At 73.3% G+C, this 19,538-nt stretch carries 13 protein-coding genes; 4 read left to right on the plus strand and 9 right to left on the minus strand.

The genetic code is table 11. The annotated features are described in order from the left end of the window. The first annotated feature begins 140 nt into the window (after window positions 1–140). Together ABID77_RS14200 and ABID77_RS14205 are read left to right on the plus strand one after the other, a co-directional pair. The gene (locus ABID77_RS14200) at window positions 141–620 is read left to right on the plus strand and encodes an Lrp/AsnC family transcriptional regulator (RefSeq protein ID WP_429596901.1); all 480 of its coding nucleotides are present in this window, start codon (window positions 141–143) and stop codon (window positions 618–620) included. Between the two features lie 23 nt (window positions 621–643). Then, window positions 644–2,272, plus strand: coding sequence for an MFS transporter (locus tag ABID77_RS14205; protein WP_429596904.1), 1,629 nt, complete (start codon window positions 644–646; stop codon window positions 2,270–2,272). A 12-nt stretch (window positions 2,273–2,284) separates the two neighbouring features. On the opposite strand, the gene otnI is transcribed toward ABID77_RS14205, so the two are convergent. From otnI to mltA, 4 genes are all read right to left on the minus strand, one after another. Then, a complete protein-coding gene (gene otnI, locus ABID77_RS14210) occupies window positions 2,285–3,094 on the minus strand; it encodes a 2-oxo-tetronate isomerase (RefSeq protein WP_429596907.1) in 810 nt (269 codons plus the stop codon). Window positions 3,095–3,100: 6 nt separating this feature from the next. Further along, window positions 3,101–3,991: an L-threonate dehydrogenase gene (gene ltnD, locus ABID77_RS14215; RefSeq protein WP_429596910.1), complete on the minus strand. Its 891-nt coding sequence runs from the start codon at window positions 3,989–3,991 to the stop codon at window positions 3,101–3,103. 170 nt (window positions 3,992–4,161) lie between these two features. Beyond that, the gene (locus ABID77_RS14220) at window positions 4,162–6,408 is read right to left on the minus strand and encodes a PhoX family protein (protein WP_429596912.1); all 2,247 of its coding nucleotides are present in this window, start codon (window positions 6,406–6,408) and stop codon (window positions 4,162–4,164) included. Between the two features lie 217 nt (window positions 6,409–6,625). Then, a complete protein-coding gene (gene mltA / locus ABID77_RS14225; RefSeq protein ID WP_429596914.1) occupies window positions 6,626–7,777 on the minus strand; it encodes a murein transglycosylase A in 1,152 nt (383 codons plus the stop codon). Between mltA and ABID77_RS14230 the strand changes: the two genes are divergently transcribed. Both ABID77_RS14230 and ABID77_RS14235 read left to right on the plus strand, forming a co-directional pair. Beyond that, the gene (locus tag ABID77_RS14230) at window positions 7,776–7,958 is read left to right on the plus strand and encodes a hypothetical protein (protein WP_429596916.1); all 183 of its coding nucleotides are present in this window, start codon (window positions 7,776–7,778) and stop codon (window positions 7,956–7,958) included. The two genes, mltA and ABID77_RS14230, sit on opposite strands and share 2 nt — an antisense overlap. 240 nt (window positions 7,959–8,198) lie before the next feature. Further along, window positions 8,199–8,837, plus strand: a complete 639-nt coding sequence (locus ABID77_RS14235; RefSeq protein WP_429596919.1) for an OmpA family protein — start codon at window positions 8,199–8,201, stop codon at window positions 8,835–8,837. 307 nt (window positions 8,838–9,144) lie between these two features. Here the strand turns inward: ABID77_RS14235 and ABID77_RS14240 are convergent, their stop codons facing one another. The 5 genes from ABID77_RS14240 to ABID77_RS14260 form a co-directional block, all read right to left on the minus strand. Further along, complete coding sequence (locus ABID77_RS14240; protein WP_429596922.1) at window positions 9,145–11,673, minus strand: penicillin acylase family protein; 2,529 nt, start codon at window positions 11,671–11,673, stop codon at window positions 9,145–9,147. Window positions 11,674–11,804: 131 nt separating this feature from the next. Next, window positions 11,805–12,431 (minus strand): response regulator transcription factor, encoded by a 627-nt coding sequence (locus ABID77_RS14245; protein WP_429596925.1) that lies wholly within the window; start codon window positions 12,429–12,431, stop codon window positions 11,805–11,807. An 18-nt stretch (window positions 12,432–12,449) separates the two neighbouring features. Then, a complete protein-coding gene (locus ABID77_RS14250) occupies window positions 12,450–14,495 on the minus strand; it encodes a sensor histidine kinase (protein ID WP_429597332.1) in 2,046 nt (681 codons plus the stop codon). An 82-nt stretch (window positions 14,496–14,577) separates the two neighbouring features. Continuing rightward, window positions 14,578–15,393: a carbon-nitrogen hydrolase family protein gene (locus ABID77_RS14255; RefSeq protein WP_429596928.1), complete on the minus strand. Its 816-nt coding sequence runs from the start codon at window positions 15,391–15,393 to the stop codon at window positions 14,578–14,580. Then, window positions 15,390–19,523 (minus strand): YhdP family protein, encoded by a 4,134-nt coding sequence (locus ABID77_RS14260; protein ID WP_429596931.1) that lies wholly within the window; start codon window positions 19,521–19,523, stop codon window positions 15,390–15,392. Before ABID77_RS14260 ends, ABID77_RS14255 begins: the two co-directional genes overlap by 4 nt. Window positions 19,524–19,538 lie beyond the last annotated feature (15 nt).

The following is a 19,538-nucleotide window of genomic DNA, read 5'->3' on the forward strand; positions in this document are numbered from 1 at the left end:
GGGTGGATCGAGGGAGGCTTGGATCGAGCGCCGAGTCCCGTGACCGCTTGAAAGTGTAGGACCGCGAGGCAGACAGGTGCTTCCATTTTTTGGCCGGGAAACCCTAGTTTCTGGAAGATCCTTTCTTAAGATGGCGGTCTATGGAAAGCATCGACAAGTTTGACCTCGCCATCCTGAAAGAGCTGCAGGCCGACGGCCGCCTCACCAACGCCGAATTGGCCCAGCGCGTGGGCCTGTCGGCCGCGCCGTGCTGGCGCCGCGTGCGCGCGCTGGAGGAGTCCGGCTACATCAAGGGCTACCACGCCGAGATCGACCGCCGCAAGATCGGCCTGGGCGTGCTGGCCTTCGTGCGGCTGGACACCGAACGCGCCAACAGCGAGGTCACCCGCAAGATCGAGGAGGCGATCCGCAAGCTGCCCGAGATCGTCGCCTGCCACTACATCAGCGGCACCGGCATGTTCGAGCTGCAGGTGGTGGCGCAGGACCTCGACGCCTTCTCCCGCTTCGCCCTCAACAGCCTGATGAACCTGCCCAACGTGAAGGACCTGCACACCAGCTTCTCGCTGGGCGAGGTGAAGGCGGGGGCGGCGCTGCCGCTGGGGCATCTGGTGGCGAGGTGACATCGGTCCACAATCCTTCCCCGATGCCGCCCCTTTCCCCCGACGAATCCCCCATCCCTCCCATGCGCGCCGAGCCGCCCCGCGTCGGCGCCCTGGTCCCGCTCAAGCTGCCCGTCTTCCGCATGCTGTGGAGCACCTGGCTGATCGCCAACGTGTGCATGTGGATGAACGACGTGGCGGCGGCGTGGATGATGACCTCGCTGACCACCTCGCCGATCTGGGTGGCGCTGGTGCAGACGGCCTCCACGCTGCCGGTGTTCCTGCTGGGGCTGCCCAGCGGGGCGCTGGCCGACATCCTCGACCGCCGGCGCTGGCTGATGGCCACGCAGTTCTGGCTGGCGGGCGTGGCGATCGTGCTGTGCGGGGCGGTGGCGCTGGGCTGGCTGACGGCGCCGCTGCTGCTGGCGCTGACCTTCTTCAACGGCATCGGGCTGGCGATGCGCTGGCCGGTGTTCGCGGCCATCGTGCCGGAGCTGGTGCCGCGGCCGCAGCTGCCCGCCGCCCTGGGTCTCAACGGCATCGCCATGAACGCCTCGCGCATCATCGGCCCGCTGGCCGCCGGCATGCTGATCGCGAGCGCCGGGGCGCTGTGGGTGTTCGTGCTCAACGCGGTGCTGTCGGTGGCCTCGGGCTTCATCGTGCTGCGCTGGCGGCGCGAGCACACGCCCGATCCGCTCGGGCGCGAACGGCTGGTCGGCGCGATGCGGGTGGGCGTGCAGTTCGTGCGCCAGTCGCAGCGCATGCGCGCGGTGCTCGCGCGCGTCTCGCTGGCCTTCCTGCATTCGACCGCGCTGCTGGCCCTGTTGCCGCTGCTCGCGCGCGGCCTGGACGGTGGCGGCGCCGGCACCTTCACGCTGTTGCTCGCGGCGATGGGCGCGGGCGCCATCGTGGCGGTGATGTTCCTGCCGCGCCTGCGCCAGGCCTACGGGCGCGACGCGCTGGTGCTGCGCGGCACGCTGCTGCAGTCGGTCTCGACCGCGGCGATGGCGCTGGCGCCCAACGCCTGGCTGGCGGTGCCGGCCATGATGCTCTCGGGCGTGGCCTGGATCACGGTGGCCAACTCGCTGTCGGTCTCGGCCCAGCTCGCCCTGCCCGACTGGGTGCGCGCGCGCGGCATGTCGATGTACCAGATGGCGATCATGGGCGCGAGCGCGCTGGGCGCCGCGCTGTGGGGCCAGATCGCCACCGTCGGCACGCTGCAGACCAGCCTGCTGGTGGCCGCCGCCAGCGGCGTGCTGACGATGCTGCTGGCCCTGCGCTTCGTGGTGGACGGCGGCGGCGACGACGACGTGAGTCCGGCGCGCGCCGGCTGGTCCGACGCGCCCGCCGACGCGCACGCGCCGCCCGGCGAGGGGCGCCTGGTGATCACGGTCGAATACCTCATCGACCCGGCGCGCGCCGCCGCCTTCCAGAACGTGATGCAGCAGACGCGCCGCACGCGCCTGAGCGAGGGCGCGATCGGCTGGGAGCTGCTGCACGACATCGCCGAGCCGGGCCGCTACCTGGAGCAGATCGTCGACCCGTCCTGGACCGACCACCTGCGCCGCTTCCAGCGCGCCACCGCCGCCGACCTGGCCCTGCGCGAGCGCCGCCTGGCCTTCCACATCGGCGAGGAGCGCCCGCGCGTGACGCGCTACGTGGTCAAGAGATAGCTTGCGCCAGCCTCATGCCGGGCGGGGCATCCAGCCCAGGCCGTCGGTGGTGCCGCCGGGCACGGCGCCGCGGCGGGGGCGGTATTCGCAGCCGATCCAGCCGTCCCAGCCGCATTGCGCCGACACCTCGTCGACGACGTCGAACAGGTAGGAGTGGTTGAGCTCGCCCAGGTCGGGCTCGTGGCGCATGGGCACGCCGGCGATCTGCAGGTGGCCGACGCGGCCGGTGGGCAGGTACCGGCGGATCTTCATGGCCACGTCGCCCTCGACGATCTGGCAGTGGTAGAGGTCCATCTGCACCTTGAGGTTGGGCGCGCCGACGGCCTCGACGATGCGGTGCGCCTGGTCCTGCCGGTTGAGGAGGAAGCCGGGGATGTCGCGCGTGTTGATCGGCTCGATCAGCAGGTCGCGCCCGCCCGCCCGCGCCGCGCCGGCGGCCCAGCGCAGGTTGTCGACGTAGACGGCCTCGGCGGCGGCGCGGTCGGCGCCGGCGGGCAGCAGACCGGCCATGACGTGGATGCGCGGGCAGTCGAGCGCGTCCGCGTAGCCGAGCGCGCGCTCGATGCCGGCGCGGAATTCGGCCTCGCGCCCCGGCAGGCTGGCCAGGCCGCGCTCGCCGCCCTCCCAGTCGCCGGGCGGGCCGTTGAACAGCACCTGCCGCAGGCCGTTCGCGCGCAGCCGCGCGGCGAGCTCGCGGGCCTCGAATTCGTAGGGAAAGAGGTACTCGACGGCCTGGAAGCCGTCCCTCGCCGCCGCCTCGAAGCGGTCGAGGAAGTCGTGCTCCGGATAGAGCATCGAGAGGTTGGCGGCGAAGCGGGGCATGGCGGATCAGTCCTTTTTCTTCGGCAGTTCGATGCCGGGGAAGATCTTGATGACCGCGCTGTCGTCCTCGCGCGCGAAGCCGGCGGTCGAGGCCTGCATGAACATCTGGTGCGCGGTGGAGGCCAGCGGCAATGGGAATTTGCTCGCGCGCGCGGTGTCGAGCACCAGGCCCAGGTCCTTGACGAAGATGTCCACCGCCGACAGCGGCGTGTAGTCGGCCGCCAGCACGTGCGCCATGCGGTTCTCGAACATCCAGCTGTTGCCCGCGCTGTGCGTGATGACCTCGTAGAGCGCGGCGGCGTCGACACCCTCGCGCAGGCCCAGCGCCATCGCCTCGGCCGCCGCGGCGATGTGCACGCCGGCGAGCAGCTGGTTGATGATTTTGACCTTGCTGCCGGCGCCGGCGCGCTCGCCCAGTCGGTAGACCTTGCCGGCCATGGCGTCGAGCAGGTCGCCGCAGCACGCGTAGGCCGCCGGGGTGCCGGCGGTCATCATGGTCATCTCGCCGCTGGCGGCCTTGGCAGCGCCGCCGGAGATCGGCGCGTCCAGGTACAGCACGCCGAGCGCGGCCAGGCGGGCCTCCAGCGCGATCGACCAGTTCGGGTCGACCGTCGAGCACATCACGAAGACGCTGCCGCGCGGCATCGCGGCGGCGGCGCCGTCGGGGCCGAAGAGCACCGCCTCGGTCTGCTGCGCGTTGACGACGACCGAGACGACGACGTCGCAGCCCGCGGCCAGCTCGGCCGGCGAGGCGCAGGCGGTGCCGCCCTCGTCGGCGAAGGCGCGAGCGGCCTCCGCGCGCACGTCGAAGACGCGGATCGCGTGGCCGGCGCGCCGCAGCGAGCGCGCCATGCCGCTTCCCATGGCCCCGAGGCCGATCAGTCCGATGGTGGTCATGCGGCCCATTGTGGCGACCGCCCCGGTGTCGGCGCCAGCAGGAAGACCCGGGGATGGGATCGCGATCGGGCGGATCCGCGACGAAGAAAAGGGCCGCTGTCGGCGGCCCTTCGTCGGTGGCTGCGTGACGCGGCGCCCGGGGCGTCGCGCAGGTCACGGCATCGAAGGCCTCAGAGCCCGATCAATCCGCCGTCGTTGCGCGTGATGACCACGGTCGCCGAGCGCGGGCGGGCGTTGCCGCCGTCGGGCCAGTGGCTGCCGAAGCTCGCCGGGTTGGCGTAGGTCGGCGCGGTGTCCTCGCCCGGGTGCTGGATGTTGACGAACAGCGCGCGGCCGTCGCCCGACTCGGCGATGCCGGTGATCTCGCACTCCTTCGGGCCGACCAGGAAGCGGCGCAGGCCGTCGGTGCCGGGCGCCTTGCCGACGATGGTCGCCTGCGTGGCGGTGGTGGCGCCGTCGACGTTGGTGATGGTGCGGGCGCCGCCGTCGCCGACGCGTCCGGGCAGGGCGGCCAGCAGCATGCAGTTGGTGACGTCGGTGTAGGCGCCGTCGTCGGTCTCCAGCCACAGCAGGCCGGGGGCGGCCTGGCTGAACCACATGCCGTCGGGGCTGGAGAAGTCGTTGCTCGCGGCCAGGCCCGAGAGATTGACGTCGCCGGACGCCGTGGCGCGGGCGCCGAACAGGTAGACGTCCCACTTGAAGGTGGTCGCCGCCGGGTCGGCGCCGTCGTCGGCGAAGCGCACGACGTGGCCGTTGGGGTTGCCGCGCTGGGCCGTCGCCGCCGCGCCCTTGGGGTCGTTGTAGAAGCGCGGGTTGGCCGCGTCGGTCGCCGTGATCGGGCGCGAGGCCGCGTTGGTGTTGGTCAGCGTGACGTAGACCTCGCCGGTCTTCGGGTTGACGGCGGTCCACTCGGGGCGGTCCATCTTGGTGGCGCCGGCGGCGTCGGCGGCCAGGCGGGTGTTGACCAGCACGTCGGCCGCGTCGGCGAAGGCGTAGGTCGCGTTGGCGGCGGTGATGCCGTTCACGCCGAGCCTGATCTCCAGCCAGCGGCCGGTGCCGTCGGCGTTGAACTTGGCGGCGTAGAGGCGGCCGTCGTCCATGTACTTGTCGCCGGCGGCGGTGCCGCCGCCGATGTCGGCCGCGTCCCAGGCCTTCGTCGAGACGAACTTGTAGACGTACTCGTTGCGCGAGTCGTCGCCCATGTACCAGACCAGCGGCTTGCCGACCACGACCGGGCCGAGGCAGGCACCCTCGTGGTTGAAGCGGCCGAGCGCGGTGCGCTTCTTCGGCGTCGAGGTGGGGTTGAACGGGTCGATCTCGACCACCCAGCCGTACGTGTGGGCGCCGTTGCGGTAGTCGGCGACGGCCGAGGCGCCGCGCACCTCGGTGTTCCAGCGGCCGTAGAGGTCGTCGGCGGTGTCGGGCGTGACGGTGGCCCACAGCTCGCGGCCGTTGCCGGCGACGCCGTAGCGCGCGAACGAGACCAGCTCGCGCGCCGTGCGTTTCGCGTTGTCGGTGGCGGCGACGCGGCGGAAGTAACCGGCCCAGTTCTCCTCGCAGGTCAGGTAGGTGCCCCAGGGCGTGGTGCCGTTGGCGCAGTTGTTGACCGTGCCGCGCACGCGGCTGCCGTCGGCCGAGTACTTGGTCTTCACGGCGTCGGTGCGCGCGACGGGGCCGGAGAAGGCCATCTCGGTGAGGGTGTGGACGCGGCGGTTGAAGGCCGATGCCTGGCGGTAGCTCCAGGCGCCGTTGGCGCGCACGGTTTCGATGACGCTCACGCCGTGCAGGTAGAACTCGCGCAGCACCTCGTCGGCCACGGTGCGCACCTGGGCGGTGCCGCTGCCGGTGCTGGTCTGGCCGGTGGGGTGCAGGAACGACGGCGTGATGGCCTCGTGGTTCATCACCAGCAGGCCGCGGTCGGCGGCCGTGGGGCTCCAGCGGCCGTTGCCGTCGACGCCGAAGAAGGTCATGCCGTCGTGGTGGTCGCCGGCGCGGCGGTCGTAGGTCGACGCGGCGTCGGTGCCGTCGTTGGCATAGGCGGCGATGCCGGCGGCGATCGGGTCGCCCAGGCGGTAGAGCACGCTGGCGGTGTAGCCGGCGGGCACGGCGACGGCGTCGGCCAGGTTCTTGGCGACGGCGTCGAAGCCGAGCTTCTGCGCCGCTGGTGCGGGCGCGGGCGCGGGTGCCGGGGCGGGAGCCGGCGCCGGTGCGGGCGCCGGGGTGGACGTGTTGTCGTCGCTGCCGCCGCCGCAGGCGCTCAGCAGGGCGGCGCCGGCGGTGCCGACGCCCAGGCCGAACAACCGGCGGCGGCTCAGGCGCGCGGCGATCAGGCCGTTGAATTCGGGGTTGGGAGACGCGTTGTAGCCGACGTCGTCCGGGTCGATGGCCGGCGCGGCGTGGGAGATCTTCGTGTTCATCTGTGGGGTTCTCGTGGGAATGCGGGAAGGACCGGGTCCAGGGCCCGTACCGTAGGAGCGTCGTGTGACGGTTCGAAGGCAATGGCCGTTCGACCCCCCGGGACAACTTCATCCGGATGTCACGAAATCCTGGCAGGCGACGAAGCCGTGCCCATGCCGACGGCCGCTCCCCCGAGCGTTGCTCCCGATCCGATGCGGGTGCGGCCTCAGCCGCCGGTCACTTCGGCCACAGCGCCCACAGCCGCAGCGGCTGGTTCACGGTCGCGGCCAGCCGGCCGGCCTCGGTGCCGGTGCCGGCGAAGTAGTCGGCGCGCACGGCGCCCACGATGGCGCTGCCCGTGTCCTGCGCCACCACCAGGCGGTTGAGCTGCACCGACGGTCCCGGCGAGGCCAGCCAGACCGGCGTGCCGTAGGGGATGCTGTCGCGGTCGACCGCGATCGAGCGCCCCGGCGTCAGCGGCACGCCCTGCGCCCCGCGCGGGCCGGAGGAGGCGTCGATGCCGTTGAGCGACTCCTCGCGGAAGAACACGTAGCGCGGGTTGCTCCACATGAGTTCCTGCACGCGCAGCGGGTTCTGCGCCACCCAGGCCTTGGTGTCGTCGGGCCAGCGGCTCACGCGCCCGGCGCCCTGGCCGATGAGCCACTGCTGGATGCTGCGGTAGGGCTGCTCGTTGGTGGCGGCGAAGGCCACGCGCACGGTGCGCTGCGAGCCGTCGGGCTCGGCGATGCGCAGGCGCCCCGAGCCCTGGATGTGCAGCATCATGGCGTCGACCGGATCGGCCATCCAGGCGATCTCGCGCCCGCGCAGTCCGGCCTGCACCTCCGGCAGGGTCTCGATCTGCTGGCGCGTGTACCAGGGCCGGCGCGGCACCAGCCCGGCCGGGGCGGCGTAGAGCGGCACGTTGAACTGCGCCGTCGGCCGGCGCGAGGCGTCGTAGACCGGCTCGTAGTAGCTGGTGAGCTGGCCGTCGGGGAGGCCGGTGTGCGACTCCACGCGGTAGGGCTGCAGGCGCTCGGTCATCCACTGGCGCTGGGCGTCGGCGTCGGCGATGGCCAGGCGGCGCACGTCCTGGCAGAGCGGGGCGAAGACCGCGTTGGGCCGGGCGCAGTTCGACACCATCGCCGCCCAGCCCTCGTGCGTGGGGTCGTCGGCGAAGCCGGGCAGCTCCGACCAGGCGACCGGCACCCAGCGGCTCTTGGGATGCGTCAGCGAGATGTTCAGCGGCCCCGGGGGCGGCACGGCGCCCGCGCCGGCGCCGTGCGCACCGGGGGTGTTGGCGTTGTTGTCCAGGCGCGCGCCCGTCGAGCAGCCCGCCAGCGTTGCTACGATCGCCAGCCCCGCCAGCCACCACCGGAGTCCTTGTGTCATGGGTCTGATTCTGCTCGAAGCGCTCGGGGCCCTCGTGCTGCTCGGGGTCATCGTCTGGTGGACCATGTTCGCCGGCCGCCGGCGCGGCGAGATCGACGATCCGGCACCGCCCGAGGAGGCGCCCGCTCCCGTCGCCGCGCCGGTGCCGAAGCCGCCCGAAGCGCCTGCACCGCGCGACTGATCGGGCCGTCCCGCCTGTCGGGCAAGGGCGCATCGTGCCGTCGGGCAACGGTCGGGGCGCTATCGAAGAAGTAGCATCATGATCAACATCCATCGGGTTTTTCGAAGGATCGGTCTCGAAGAGGGGAGGTCGCCGACCGCTGCGCCGGAGGTCGGCGGGCCGGTTTGGCCGGGATAATCGAACGTTCGTGCTGCGGTCCGCCGCGGCGTTGTACCCCCTTCGTTTTCAGGAAAACACGCCATGAAAAAACTCGTCCTCGCCACCGCCGCCCTCGCCGTCGTCCTCACCGGCTGCGCCGGCATGACCGACACGCAGCGCAACACCGGCATCGGCGCCGGTGCGGGCGCCCTCGGCGGCGCAGCCATCGGCTCGATCACGGGCGGACGCGCCGGCACGGGCGCGGCCATCGGCGCCGGCGTCGGCGCGCTGGGCGGCTACCTGTGGTCGCAGCGCATGGAAGCGCAGAAGCGCGAGATGGAAGCCGCCACCCGCGGCACGGGCATCGGCGTCACGCAGACCGCCAACAACGAACTCAAGCTGGCGATCCCCAGCGACGTCTCGTTCGACACCGGCCGCTCGGCGATCAAGGCCAACTTCGCGCCGGTGCTCAACCAGTTCGCCAACGGCCTGCGCAACAACCCCAACGCCGAGGTGCGCATCATCGGCCACACCGACAACACCGGCAGCGACGCCGTCAACAACCCGCTGTCGGTCGACCGCGCCGCCAGCACGCGCGACTACCTGATCGCGCGCGGCGTGCCGTCCACCGCCTTCCGCATCGAGGGTCGCGGCTCGCGCGAACCGATCGCCGATAACGGCAGCGATTCGGGCCGCGCCCAGAACCGCCGCGTCGAGATCTATGTCGGGGAACGGGGCTGACCCCCAGTCTTCGCGCACTGCGTGTCGCTTCGCCTACCCCCTTCCAGGGGGCGACACCGGCGGCCCGGCAGAGCCGGTTCCGCGGTGTCCTTGGCTGACCCCCAGGCTTGCTCGCTGCGTGTAGCAGCGCCTAACCCCTTCCAGGGGCGACACCGGCGGCCCGGCGGAGCCGGTTCTGCGGTGTCCTTGGCTGACCCCCAGTCTTCGCGCACTTCGTGTCGCTTCGCCAACCCCCTTCCGGGGGGCGACACCAGCAGCCCGGCAAAGCCGGTCCTGCGGTGTCTCAGGCGAAGGCGCCATTGCTTGATTACTCCCGCACAGTGGCCGTGGTGTAGCCCGGGCTCGCGGCGATCTCGGCGTCGGTGAAGGGCATGCGCACCCATTGCTTGGCGCCGTAGGCGCGGGTGTAGTCGCCGTAGTGCGCGGAGGCCGGGTCGTCGGACAGCGAGAAGGTCAGGAAGGTGTATGCCTGGACCGTGTTCGACGGGAAGCTCACCACCTGCATGTAGCTGTTGCCTTCTGCCAGCCCGTCCATGGTGTAGCCGCCTCGCTCGATCGGATTGTCCGAGCAGGTGACGGTGAAATAGCCGATCTCGCTGCAGCCGCCGTACAGGGGAATCCTGCCGCCGCGGGTGGCATAGAGGAGGTCGCCGCGCTGCGCGTCCGGCGCGAAGCCGCCGGCCGCCGCCTTGGCGACGGCGGTGCCGAAGGCCTGCCGCAGGGCGTCGGCCGCGCTGGCCCGGAGGTCGCGCGGCGTGTCGATCGGGTTCGCCGGATCGAAGGGCACGGCGTAGAGCTGCGCGCCGGTCAGCGGGATGGCCCGCCAGAACTCGTCCCACAGGTGCGATCCGCGCGCGGTGGCGTTGCCGGTGTTGTCCCAGGCGCGCAGCGCGGCGCACGCGGCCGTCACGTCCACCGCGCCGGTGCCGGCGACGGTGATCTGCGGGGCGACGCACACCAGGTCCAGCGCCTGGGTCTTGAAGCGCTCGGCGCTGAAGACGCGGCTGTTGAGCACCATCTGGCGCACGACGGCGCTGCCGGCCTGGTTGCCCGAGTAGCCGTCGGTGCCGGCCAGGCGCTGGAGCGCCATCTGATGGCCCAGGCGGGTGCGCAGGGTCAATGCCTGGGTGCCCGCCGGGCCGAAGATCGGCGGGAACCCGGTCAGCGGCGCGCGCACGTTGGTCGACCAGTAGCTGTCGTTCATGTTGCCCACGTAGTCGTCGCGCAGCAGGCTGGGCATGCGCGCGGGGCCGATGGCGCCCGGCTGCACCGAGTCCGCGTCGGTCTTCCAGTCGCAGGCGCTGCGCGAGCCGTCGAAGAAGGGCGCGTTCGGGATCGCCGCCGCCACCGCCTGGCCGAAGGCCGTGGTGCAGCCGGCCACCTGCTCGGGCGAGACGTTGGGCACGGCGCCGATGTCGGCGTACCAGGCCTGGGCCCGGCTCCGGCCCACCGCCACGGTGTTGACCCAGGGGATGGCCGACTCCTCGCGCTGGATGGCGATGAACTCGTCGAGCGACTTCGCCTGGTTCCAGCGCAGCCAGTTGCGGAAAGTGCGGTAGTTCGCGCCGTTGATGTCGCGGATGGCGAAGGCCGTGGTGCCGTTCCAGGCCAGTGCCGGGTTGAGCGCCGCCAGGTTGATCATCGGGCCGTGCTCGGACGCGTAGAGCGTGCGCGTGACGGCGTCGGTGGTGCCGGCGGCGTTGCGCACCTGCACGGTGATGGCGCGTGGCGTCATCTTCACGTTGCGGCCGTCGCGCTGGTAGCTGGTCGGGTCGCCCGGCACCAGCTGGAGCTGGAAGAAGCCGAAGCGGCGCGCCGTCGACACCGTGTGGCTCCAGGCCACGCTGTCGTTGAAGCCGATCAGCATCACCGGCACGCCCAGGAAGGACGCCCCGCTGACGTCGAGTTCGCCCGGGATGGTGAGCTGCGCCTGGTAGAAGCGGTCCGGTCCCTTCCAGTACCAGTGCGGATTGCCGAACAGCACGCTGCTGCCCTCGCCCGTGACGGCGCTGCCGAAGCCGTACATGTTGCTGCCCACGCCCCGGGTGCCGCCGACCTCCAGGTGCGGCGGCACGGTGGCGGCGGGGTCGAGCGCGGCGAGCGCGGTGGCGCCGGCGGCGGATTTCGAGGTCGAGGTGCCGCCGGCCGTCCGGATCGCAGTGGTGGTGGCCGTCGGCGGCGTCGCGTTGGCGATCTCCGCGACGAAGTTGCTGTAGCCGCCGGCCAGGTTGGCCGCGACCATGCGTCGCCAGATGTCCTGCGTGGCGATGGGCTGCACCCAGTCGGCGGACCGGCAGGCCGCGTGGGCGCCGTTGCCGGCGCGGGCTTCCGACACGTACCGGTTGTAGCCGGCCGTGAAGCCCTCGACCAGCTGGCGCAGCCGCTCGGGCTGGGCCGCCGCCATGGCGTCGACCACGTCGGCGGCGAGCACGTGGCGGTGGAAGAAGTCCGAATCGATGTTGCGCGGCCGCGCGATGGTGCTGTCGTAGACCACCTGCGCCTCGCCGCCGAAGTAGCGCGAGCGCTCGCCCCGGTAGGTCAGGAAGGAATCGGCCATCGTGCAGAGGTTGTCCTGGGCCTGCGCGTAGCCGTAGCCGTAGCCCGCGCCCGACCAGTTCGCCGCCTTGATGTGCGGCACGCCCATCTCGGTGCGGCGGATCTCGGCGCTGTAGCGGGTGGCGGCGACGCCACCGCCGCCATTGCCGGCGCCATTGCCGGTGCCGGTGCCGGCGCCGCCGGCATTGCCGCCATCGCCGTCGCTGCCTCCGCAGGCGGCCAGCACTGCGGCGAGCAGCAGGGAAAGCGGCCGGGCGCCGCTCGTTGTCGGATGTCTCATGGTTGCAAGTCTCCTGACGCCCACCGGATCGGGGCGCGAGCAGCTTAGCGGGCATGGAGCGCGAAAAGAATCCCCGTCGCACCCGATGGCGCGCGGCGCGGCGGCATCGACGACCGACCCGGTCGTGTCCCTCAGAGTCCCCGCAGCAGGTTCGCCAGCTCGACCGCCGAGCGCACTTCCATCTTGTCGAAGACCCGCGCGCGGTGGACCTCCACGGTGCGCACGCTGATGGCCAGCTGGTCGGCGATGAGCTTGTTGGGCAGGCCCTCGACCACCAGCCGCATCACGTCGCGCTCGCGCTCGGACAGCTCGGCCACCTTGGCGCGCAGGCCCTGCAGCTGCTCGCGCAATCGCAGGGCGCGCAGCGAGGCGCCCAGCGCACGCTCGATGCGATCGACCAGGGCGTTGTCGGAGAACGGCTTCTCGCAGAAGTCGAAGGCGCCGCGCTGGATCGTCTCGACGGCGGTGGGCACGTCGGCGTGGCCGGTCAGGAAGATGACCGGCATGGTGTCGAGCAGGCCGCGCTCGGCCAGGCGGTCGAACAGCACCAGCCCGCTGGTGCCGGGCATGCGCACGTCCAGCAGCAGGCAGTGCGGCTCGGCCGGCAGCCGCGTGTGGGCCAGGTGGTTCTCGAAGGCGTCGGCGCTGCCGAAATGCTCGCTCGCCAGGCGGCGCGAGCGCAGCAGCCAGGCCAGCGCCTCGCGCACGCTGGCGTCGTCGTCGACGATGAAGACCAGGCCTTGGATCAGGGGTTGCATGGCGGAATTCTCCGTGTCTCAGGCCACCGGCAGCGTGAAGCGGAACACCGTGCCGCGCGGCGCGTGGGGCTCGAAGGCGAGCACGCCGCCGTGCTGCTCGACCACGGTGCGGCACAGGCTCAGGCCCAGGCCCATGCCGTCGGCGCGGGTGGTGAAGAAGGGCGTGAACAGGCGCCGGGCGACGTCGTCGGCGATGCCGCTGCCCAGGTCGGCGACCGAGAAGCCGAGCCAGCTGCGCTTCTCGCTGGCGCCCGAGCGCGCCACGCGCAGGCGCAGCACGCGCGTCGTGCAGTCCGGCGCGTCCATCGCCTGCATGCCGTTGCGCGCCAGGTTCAGCAGCACCTGCTCGACCAGCGTGCGGTCGCACAGCACGTTGGGCAATCCGTCCTCCAGCGCGATCTCGACGCGCACGCCGAGCTTGCGTGCCTGCAGGTGCACCAGGGGCAGCACGGCGTCGAGCAGGGCCTGCGGCGCCACCGGCTCGCGCGTGCGGTCGCGCCGGCGCACGAAGTCGTGCACGCTGCGGATGACCTGGCCGGCGCGGTCGGCCTGCTCGGCGATGCGGCGCACCGCCATCGCGACGTCGGCGCGGTCGGCGTCGGGCAGCGGCGCGCCGGGCGGCTGCGCCTCGTCCTGCAGCAGGTTGAGCGAGCCGGTCGCGTAGCTGGCGATGGCCGCGAGCGGCTGGGTCAGCTCGTGGCTCAGCAGCGAGGCCATCTCGCCCACCGTCGCCAGTCGCGCGCTGGCCTGCAGCCGCTCCTGGCTGGCGCGCGAGAGTTCCTCGATGCGGCGCTGCTCGCCGATGTCGACCACCGCGCTCATCCAGCCGGTCTGCTCGCCCTGGGCGTTGATCAGCGGCGCCTCGAAGATCAGCACCGGGAAGCGCGTGCCGTCCTTGCGCATGAAGACCGACTCGAAGCCCTCGCGCGGGGGCGTGCCGCCGGCCAGGCGGACGTTCTGGCGCTTCCTGTACTCGTGCGCCAGCTCGGTCGGCCAGTAGGGCGACTCGTCGGCCCCGGCGGCCATGATCTCGGCGGCGTCGAAGCCCACCATCTCGCAGAAGGCCGGGTTGACGTAGGTGGTGCGGCCCCGCGTGTCGCGCGCGCGCATGCCGGTGATGACCGAGTCCTCCATCGCCTTGCGGAAGGCCAGCGCGTCGGCCAGCTCGCGCTCGGCGCGCAGCCGGCGGCGCGTGTCGCTCGCCAGCAGCGCCAGCACCGACACCAGCGCGATCGAGATCGCCGTGACCAGCGCGGTCAGCAGGTTGGGGAACACGTCGGGCGCGGCGCGCCAGCCGTCCACGCGCAGGGCGAACGCGGTGCCGGCGAGGTCGATCTGCTGGCGCGCGGTGAACACGCGGCTGCCGCCGCGCCGCGCGGTGCCGACCGAGGCGAGCCGCGTGCCGTCGAGCTCGGTGAGCGACACCTCCTGGCCGCGCCGCAGGGTCGGCGCGACCAGCTCGATGAGCACGTCGCGCAGCGCGTAGATGGCCACCAGGTGGCCGCCGCCGTCCACCGGCACGCACACCGCCATCACCTCCAGCCCGCTGGTGCCGGGCAGGGGGGCGTAGACGCTGGGCGAGTAGGCCGCCACGCCGAGCCGGCCGGCGGCGCCGCAGGCCGCGAGCGCGCTCTCCTCGAGCGCGGCGTCGGCGCCGGCGACGGGCGCGCCCTCGGGCAGGTCGGCGCGCTGGATGCGGTAGGGCGTGTCGGTCACGGCCAGCCGCTTCAGGACGTCGTCGCGCCATTCGAGCCGCAGCCATTCGCGGTGGCCGCGCATCAGCGCCGCCGATTCGACCGGCCAGCGCTCCAGGGCCAGGCCGTTGGCCTGGAACGCGCGCAGCCCCTGCACGTTGCGCTGCAGCCCGGTGCGCAGGTCGGCGGCGGCGTCGGCGGTGTCGCGGTCCAGGATCTCCTGCACCTGCTCGGCCTCGTGGCGCCCGGCCAGCCAGACCACGGTGGCCAGCAGCACCAGCACCAGCACCGCCAGCACCACCCACAGGAACCAGCGCTGCCACACCGCGCGCAGGCTCAGGAAGGCCTGGCCGCCGATGCGGATCGCCAGCCGCGTGGCGAGGTTCTCGCGCGGCGGCGCGGTGGCGGGGGGAGCGGCGATGTCGGGCGGGTCCACGCGCGGCTCGCCCGGCTCAGAGCACGGCGTGCGAGAGCGCCGGCAGCCGCGTGCGGGCGGCGGCGATCGCCGGGGCGTCGAGCTCGAACGTCACCACGCCCGCGCCGGTCGCGCGCTGGGCGACGATGCGGCCCCACGGATCGATCACCAGCGACTGGCCCCAGGTCTCGCGGCCGTTCTCGTGCGTGCCGCCCTGCGCCGGCGCCGCGACCCAGGCCAGGTTCTCGATGGCGCGGGCGCGCAGCAGCACCTCCCAGTGCGCGGCGCCGGTGGTGCGCGTGAAGGCGCTGGGCACCAGCAGCAGCTCGGCGCCCCGGCGGGCCAGTTCGCGATACAGCTCCGGGAAGCGCAGGTCGTAGCAGACCGACAGGCCGATGCGCCAGCGGTGGCCGTCGCGCGAGGGCAGCTCGAACAGCACCGGTTCGCTGCCGGAGGCGACCACGCGGCGCTCGTCGTAGCGCTCGGTGCCGTTGTCGAAATAGAAGAGATGGATCTTGTCGTAGCGCGCCACGCATTCGCCCGTGGGGGCGTACACCATCGAGGTGTTGAAGACGTGGTCGGCGTCGTCGGTCGCCAGCGGCAGCGTGCCGCCGACGATCCACAGGCCGAGCTCGCGCGCCGCGCCGGCCAGGAAGTCCTGCACCGCGCCCGCGCCGGGGTGCTCGCGCAGGGCGAGCTTGTCGGTGTCGCGCGCGCCCATGACGCAGAAGTACTCGGGCAGCACGGCGAGCTCGGCGCCGGCGGCGGCGGCCTCGGCCAGCAGGGCGCGGGCCTGCGCCAGGTTGGCGTCGCGGTCGATGCCCGAGACCATCTGGATGGCGGCGACTTTCATGGCGTTCTCTCCTTGGGTGCGTCGCCGGCCGACAGGGCGCGGCGCGGGACGCGGGTGATCTTCGGGTCGACCCAGGTGCCCTCGATCTGGAACTCCTGCGTGGCCGCGGCCGACAGCGGCCGGCTCAGCAGCCACTGCGCGATGAAGGTGCCCAGGCCGACCACCGGGTTGATGGCGGTGGCCACCAGGGCGGCCGTGCCGGCGGTGATCTCCGGCACCACCACCACGCGCAGGTCCTGCGTCTCGCGCACCAGGTCGGCCGAGCCGTCCATCAGCACGGCGGCGTTGACGCCCTTCATCTGCAGGTTGTTGGTGGTGGCGCGGCCCTGCACGATGCCGGCGTCGCCGCGCACGACGTCGAAGGCGAAGCCCTCGCTGAAGACGTCGCGGAAGTCCAGCACCAGCCGGCGCGGCAAGGCCTGCAGGTTGAGCACGCCCAGGAGCTTGGCCAGGCCGGGATCGGCCTTCAGGAACTGGCCGCTGGCGACGTCGATGTGCAGCTGCCCGCCCAGGCTGGCCGTGTCGAGCGACAGCGGCGAGCTGCGCCAGTCGACCTCGCCGGCGAGCGAGCCGTGGCCGCGCCGGATCACGCCGGGCATGCCGAAGCGCGCGAGCAGGGCGCCCGCGTCGGCCATCTCCAGCCGGAAGGTCATGGCGGTGCGGCGCCGGTCGGTGCCGGCCGTCGGGGCGCCGTCGGCCGCCGCCCACGCGCCCTGCGCCGTGAAGCTCGCCTCCGGCAGCGTGAAGGCGAGCCGGTTGAGCCGCCATTCGCGTCGCGCGCCGCCGCGGTTGACGGCGTCGATCTCGGCGCGGCCCAGGTGGCGGCCGAGCAGCTCGAAGTCGTCGATCACCACGTCCAGCGCCGGCAGCGTGCCGGGCTGCTCGTCGAGCAGCGACTCCACGCCCTGCGCGGTCTCGCCCGGCGCGATCTTCAGCCGCGCCAGGCGGGCGTGCAGGCGCCCGGCCTGCGCGGTGTTGTATTCGACATAGCCGTTGAGCTCGGCGGCGTCGACGTTGGCGCGCCAGAGCGAGCCCTCGCGCGAGCCGCCGAGCACCACGTCGTGCAGCGTGCGTCCGCCGCCGACGGCCAGCGCCTGCGTCCGCACGGCCAGGGTGGTGGGCAGGTAGTCCTGCAGCGCGGCGTCGTCGTCGGCTGACGCCGTCGATGCCGCCGTCGCCGGGCTCGCCTTCGTGCCGCCCGCGCCGCCGTCCGGCCCGGCCTCGCCCGCGAGCGCCTGCCAGTCCGGCACGCTGAACGCGGGCAGCGCCAGGTCGAACAGCACGCCCTCGTCGGGCAGCGCCGGCCCGCCCCCGGTCGGCGCGCCGATGCCGATGGCACCGCGCAGCACGCGCGTGCGTTCGGCCGAGACGTCGCGCAGGTACTGCGCCGACGCCACGCCGCCGAGCGTCGCCGACAGCGTGTCGTGGACGCGCTCGACGCCGCCCGCGGTCTCGCGCAGCACCACCTTCTGCGCGATGCGCAGGGGCAGCGTCGTGCCGGCCGCCTTGGCGAGCGGGGCGGGCAGGTCCAGGGCCAGGCCCTGCAGGCTGCTCGCGAAGGTGAACTCGGGCACGCCGCCGCGCAGGGCCAGGGTGGCGTCGTAGCGCATCGCGCCGCTCGCGCGCCGCGCGACGGCGGCCAGCGGCGGCACCTCGCGCAGGGTGCGCAGGCCTTCGGCGGTCGCCTGACCCTGGGCGGTGAACGCCAGGTCGGTCCCGGCCGGACCGGCGTAGCGGCCATGGCCCTCGATGCGCGCCTCCCCGCCCGCCAGGCGCGCCTGCACGCCGGCGAGCGTGAAGCCGGTCTCGGTGAAGTCCAGGGTGCCGCGCGCCTGGCTCAGCACCGGCGCCTGCGGCAGCAGCCGCAGGTCGTTGCCGCCGAGCACGACGCCCGCGCGGACCCGCGCCTGGTCCATCGCCTCCAGCGGCAGGTCGATGCGCAGGGCGTAGTCGGCCGCGCCGGTGGCGTGCATGCGCGCCACCGCCTTGGCGCCCCCGCCCAGCAGCGGCGCGCCCACCTTCAGCAGCTCGTCGAGCGGTCCCCTGGCCCGCGCGTCGATCTCCAGCATTGGCGCGTGGTGGGCCATGTCGGCGATGCGCACGTCGGCCTTCGTGACCTCGATGCCCGGCGCGCCCGCGATGCGCCCGCGCGCGTCGCGCACCTGCAGGCCCGCGCGCTCGAAGATCAGCTCGCCCGACACGCCGACGAGCCCCGGCCACGGCGCCGCCTTGCCCGCGGCGATGGTCGAGGGCATCACGTAGGCGTAGTCGACGTCCTTGACGCGCGCGGCGATGCGGAACTCGCCCTGGCGCGCGCGGGCGACGTCGGCGGCGCTCGCCGTGCGCGCCTCGGCGGCGTGCGCGCCGGAGAACGGCACGTCGTGCAGGTCGCCCTTGACGCGGAAGTCGACGCCGGTGGCCACGCCGCGCGTGACCGTCTCGCGCACGTAGTCGCGCGTGTGCTTCGGGATCGACAGCGGCAGGTAGCGGGCCACGCGCGTGCCGTCGGCGCGCGTGAGCTGCCCCTGCAGGTCGAGCACGCCCGGGAAGCGCGAGCGGCCGAGCGAGACCGCCGGGTCGGCGGTGCGCCAGCTCGCCTGCGCCTCGCCGGCGGCGTCGGCGTTGGCCAGGCGCAGCTTCGTCACCTGCAGCTGCGCGCGCTCGCCCTCGAGCTTCCACTGCAGCTGCGCCGACAGCGTGTCCAGCGGGATCACCGGCTCCTCGAAGATGCCGGGGAAGTCGAGCGCGCCCTGCGCGATGTCGAGCGAGGCGCTGCCGCCCTGGTGGGTGGCGTCGAACGCGACGCTGGCCCCGCGCAGGCCGGGCATGCGCGTCGCGGCCTGCGCGGCCAGGCTCAGACCGCTGGCGCGGCCGCGCGCCTGGTACCTGACGGGGTCGGCGAGCGGCCCCTGCCAGGTCGCGTCGATGGCCTCGACCACGCCGCGCGGCGCGTAGGCGGCGATGGCGCGGTGCGTCGCCTCGCCCAGCGGCAGCCGGCCGGCGACCAGCGCCAGCGCGCCGAGGTCGAGCCGGTCGGCCTTGAAGGCGCCGCGCTCGGGGCGGCGCGCGCGCGCGGGCGTGTGGCTGAAGGACAGGTTGCCGCCCGGCCAGCGCAGGCCGTCGGCGGCCTCGAACTGCAGCCGCTGCGTCGACACCTCCAGCGTGCCGTCGTCGTCGCGGCGCCCGGCCAGGCGGCCGGTCACCCCGCGCAGCACCAGCGGCGACAGGCCGTCGCCGAGCGAGGCGTCGATGCGCTCGAGCGCCAGGTCGGCGGCGCCGCCCGTGGGCCGGCCGTCGCGCACGTCGACCCAGGCGCGCAGGCCGCCGCGGCCCTCGCGGATGCGCGCGTCGAGCGTCACGTAGCGGCCCAGGCGCCGCACGTCGATGCGCGGCAGCTCGGCGTAGAGTTCGCCGTCCCAGGTCTGCCAGTGGCCGCTGCGCACCGACAGCAGGGGCTGGCGGAAGCGCCCGCGCAGCGTGAAGCGCTCGCCCCAGCCCTCGGGCGGCGTGGCGTCGAGCCGCAGGGCGTGGCGCAGGCCGCCGTTGCGGGCGGCGAAGCGCACGTCGGTCAGCAGCAGCGGCTCGGCGCCGCGGCGCTCGTCGGTCCAGCGCACCGTGCCGCCCTCGACGACCACCTCGCGCTGGGCGAAGAACCAGTCGGCCGCGCGGCCCTCGCCGCTGGTGTCGGTGGTCACGACGTCGAGCCCGGCCACGTGCAGCCGGCCCTGCGCGTCCATGCGCACGTCGAGCTGCGGCCGCTCCAGGTAGAGCTGCTCCAGGCTCAGGCGCCAGAGCGAGCGCGGCGAGACGCTGGCCACCACGCGCGCGAGCCGCAGGGCCTCGCGCCCCTGCGCGTCCTGCAGGGTCACGCCGCCGAGTTCGATGCTGGGGAAGAGGCCGTCCGAGCGCGCCGTGACGGTGGCGATGCGCACCGGTACCCCGATGGCGCGTGTGGCCTGGGTTTCCAGCAGGCCTCTGATTTCGCCGATTCGCGGCACAATCCAGCCGTGTAGGACAACGACCGACAGCGCAAACAGCAACCACGCGGCGACCAGCAGACCCAGCAGCCAGCGCGCCGTCGCGGTGGTGAACCTGAGCAGCCGTGAAGGAGAGGATGCCGGGTCGTTCATTGAGGATCGCTGTGC

The organism is Variovorax sp. PvP013 (genome assembly GCF_050435945.1).
In the GTDB taxonomy this organism is placed as follows: Bacteria; Pseudomonadota; Gammaproteobacteria; order Burkholderiales; family Burkholderiaceae_C; genus Variovorax.

What these genes read in the sequence shown, in the direction of transcription:
- ABID77_RS14200 (WP_429596901.1), top strand. Translation starts at nt 141, where the DNA reads ATGGAAAGCATCGACAAGTTTGACCTCGCCATCCTGAAAGAGCTGCAG.
- ABID77_RS14205 (WP_429596904.1), top strand. Translation starts at nt 644, where the DNA reads ATGCCGCCCCTTTCCCCCGACGAATCCCCCATCCCTCCCATGCGCGCC.
- otnI (WP_429596907.1), bottom strand. Translation starts at nt 3,094, where the DNA reads ATGCCCCGCTTCGCCGCCAACCTCTCGATGCTCTATCCGGAGCACGAC.
- ltnD (WP_429596910.1), bottom strand. Translation starts at nt 3,991, where the DNA reads ATGACCACCATCGGACTGATCGGCCTCGGGGCCATGGGAAGCGGCATG.
- ABID77_RS14220 (WP_429596912.1), bottom strand. Translation starts at nt 6,408, where the DNA reads ATGAACACGAAGATCTCCCACGCCGCGCCGGCCATCGACCCGGACGAC.
- ABID77_RS14230 (WP_429596916.1), top strand. Translation starts at nt 7,776, where the DNA reads ATGGGTCTGATTCTGCTCGAAGCGCTCGGGGCCCTCGTGCTGCTCGGG.
- mltA (WP_429596914.1), bottom strand. Translation starts at nt 7,777, where the DNA reads ATGACACAAGGACTCCGGTGGTGGCTGGCGGGGCTGGCGATCGTAGCA.
- ABID77_RS14235 (WP_429596919.1), top strand. Translation starts at nt 8,199, where the DNA reads ATGAAAAAACTCGTCCTCGCCACCGCCGCCCTCGCCGTCGTCCTCACC.
- ABID77_RS14240 (WP_429596922.1), bottom strand. Translation starts at nt 11,673, where the DNA reads ATGAGACATCCGACAACGAGCGGCGCCCGGCCGCTTTCCCTGCTGCTC.
- ABID77_RS14245 (WP_429596925.1), bottom strand. Translation starts at nt 12,431, where the DNA reads ATGCAACCCCTGATCCAAGGCCTGGTCTTCATCGTCGACGACGACGCC.
- ABID77_RS14255 (WP_429596928.1), bottom strand. Translation starts at nt 15,393, where the DNA reads ATGAAAGTCGCCGCCATCCAGATGGTCTCGGGCATCGACCGCGACGCC.
- ABID77_RS14260 (WP_429596931.1), bottom strand. Translation starts at nt 19,523, where the DNA reads ATGAACGACCCGGCATCCTCTCCTTCACGGCTGCTCAGGTTCACCACC.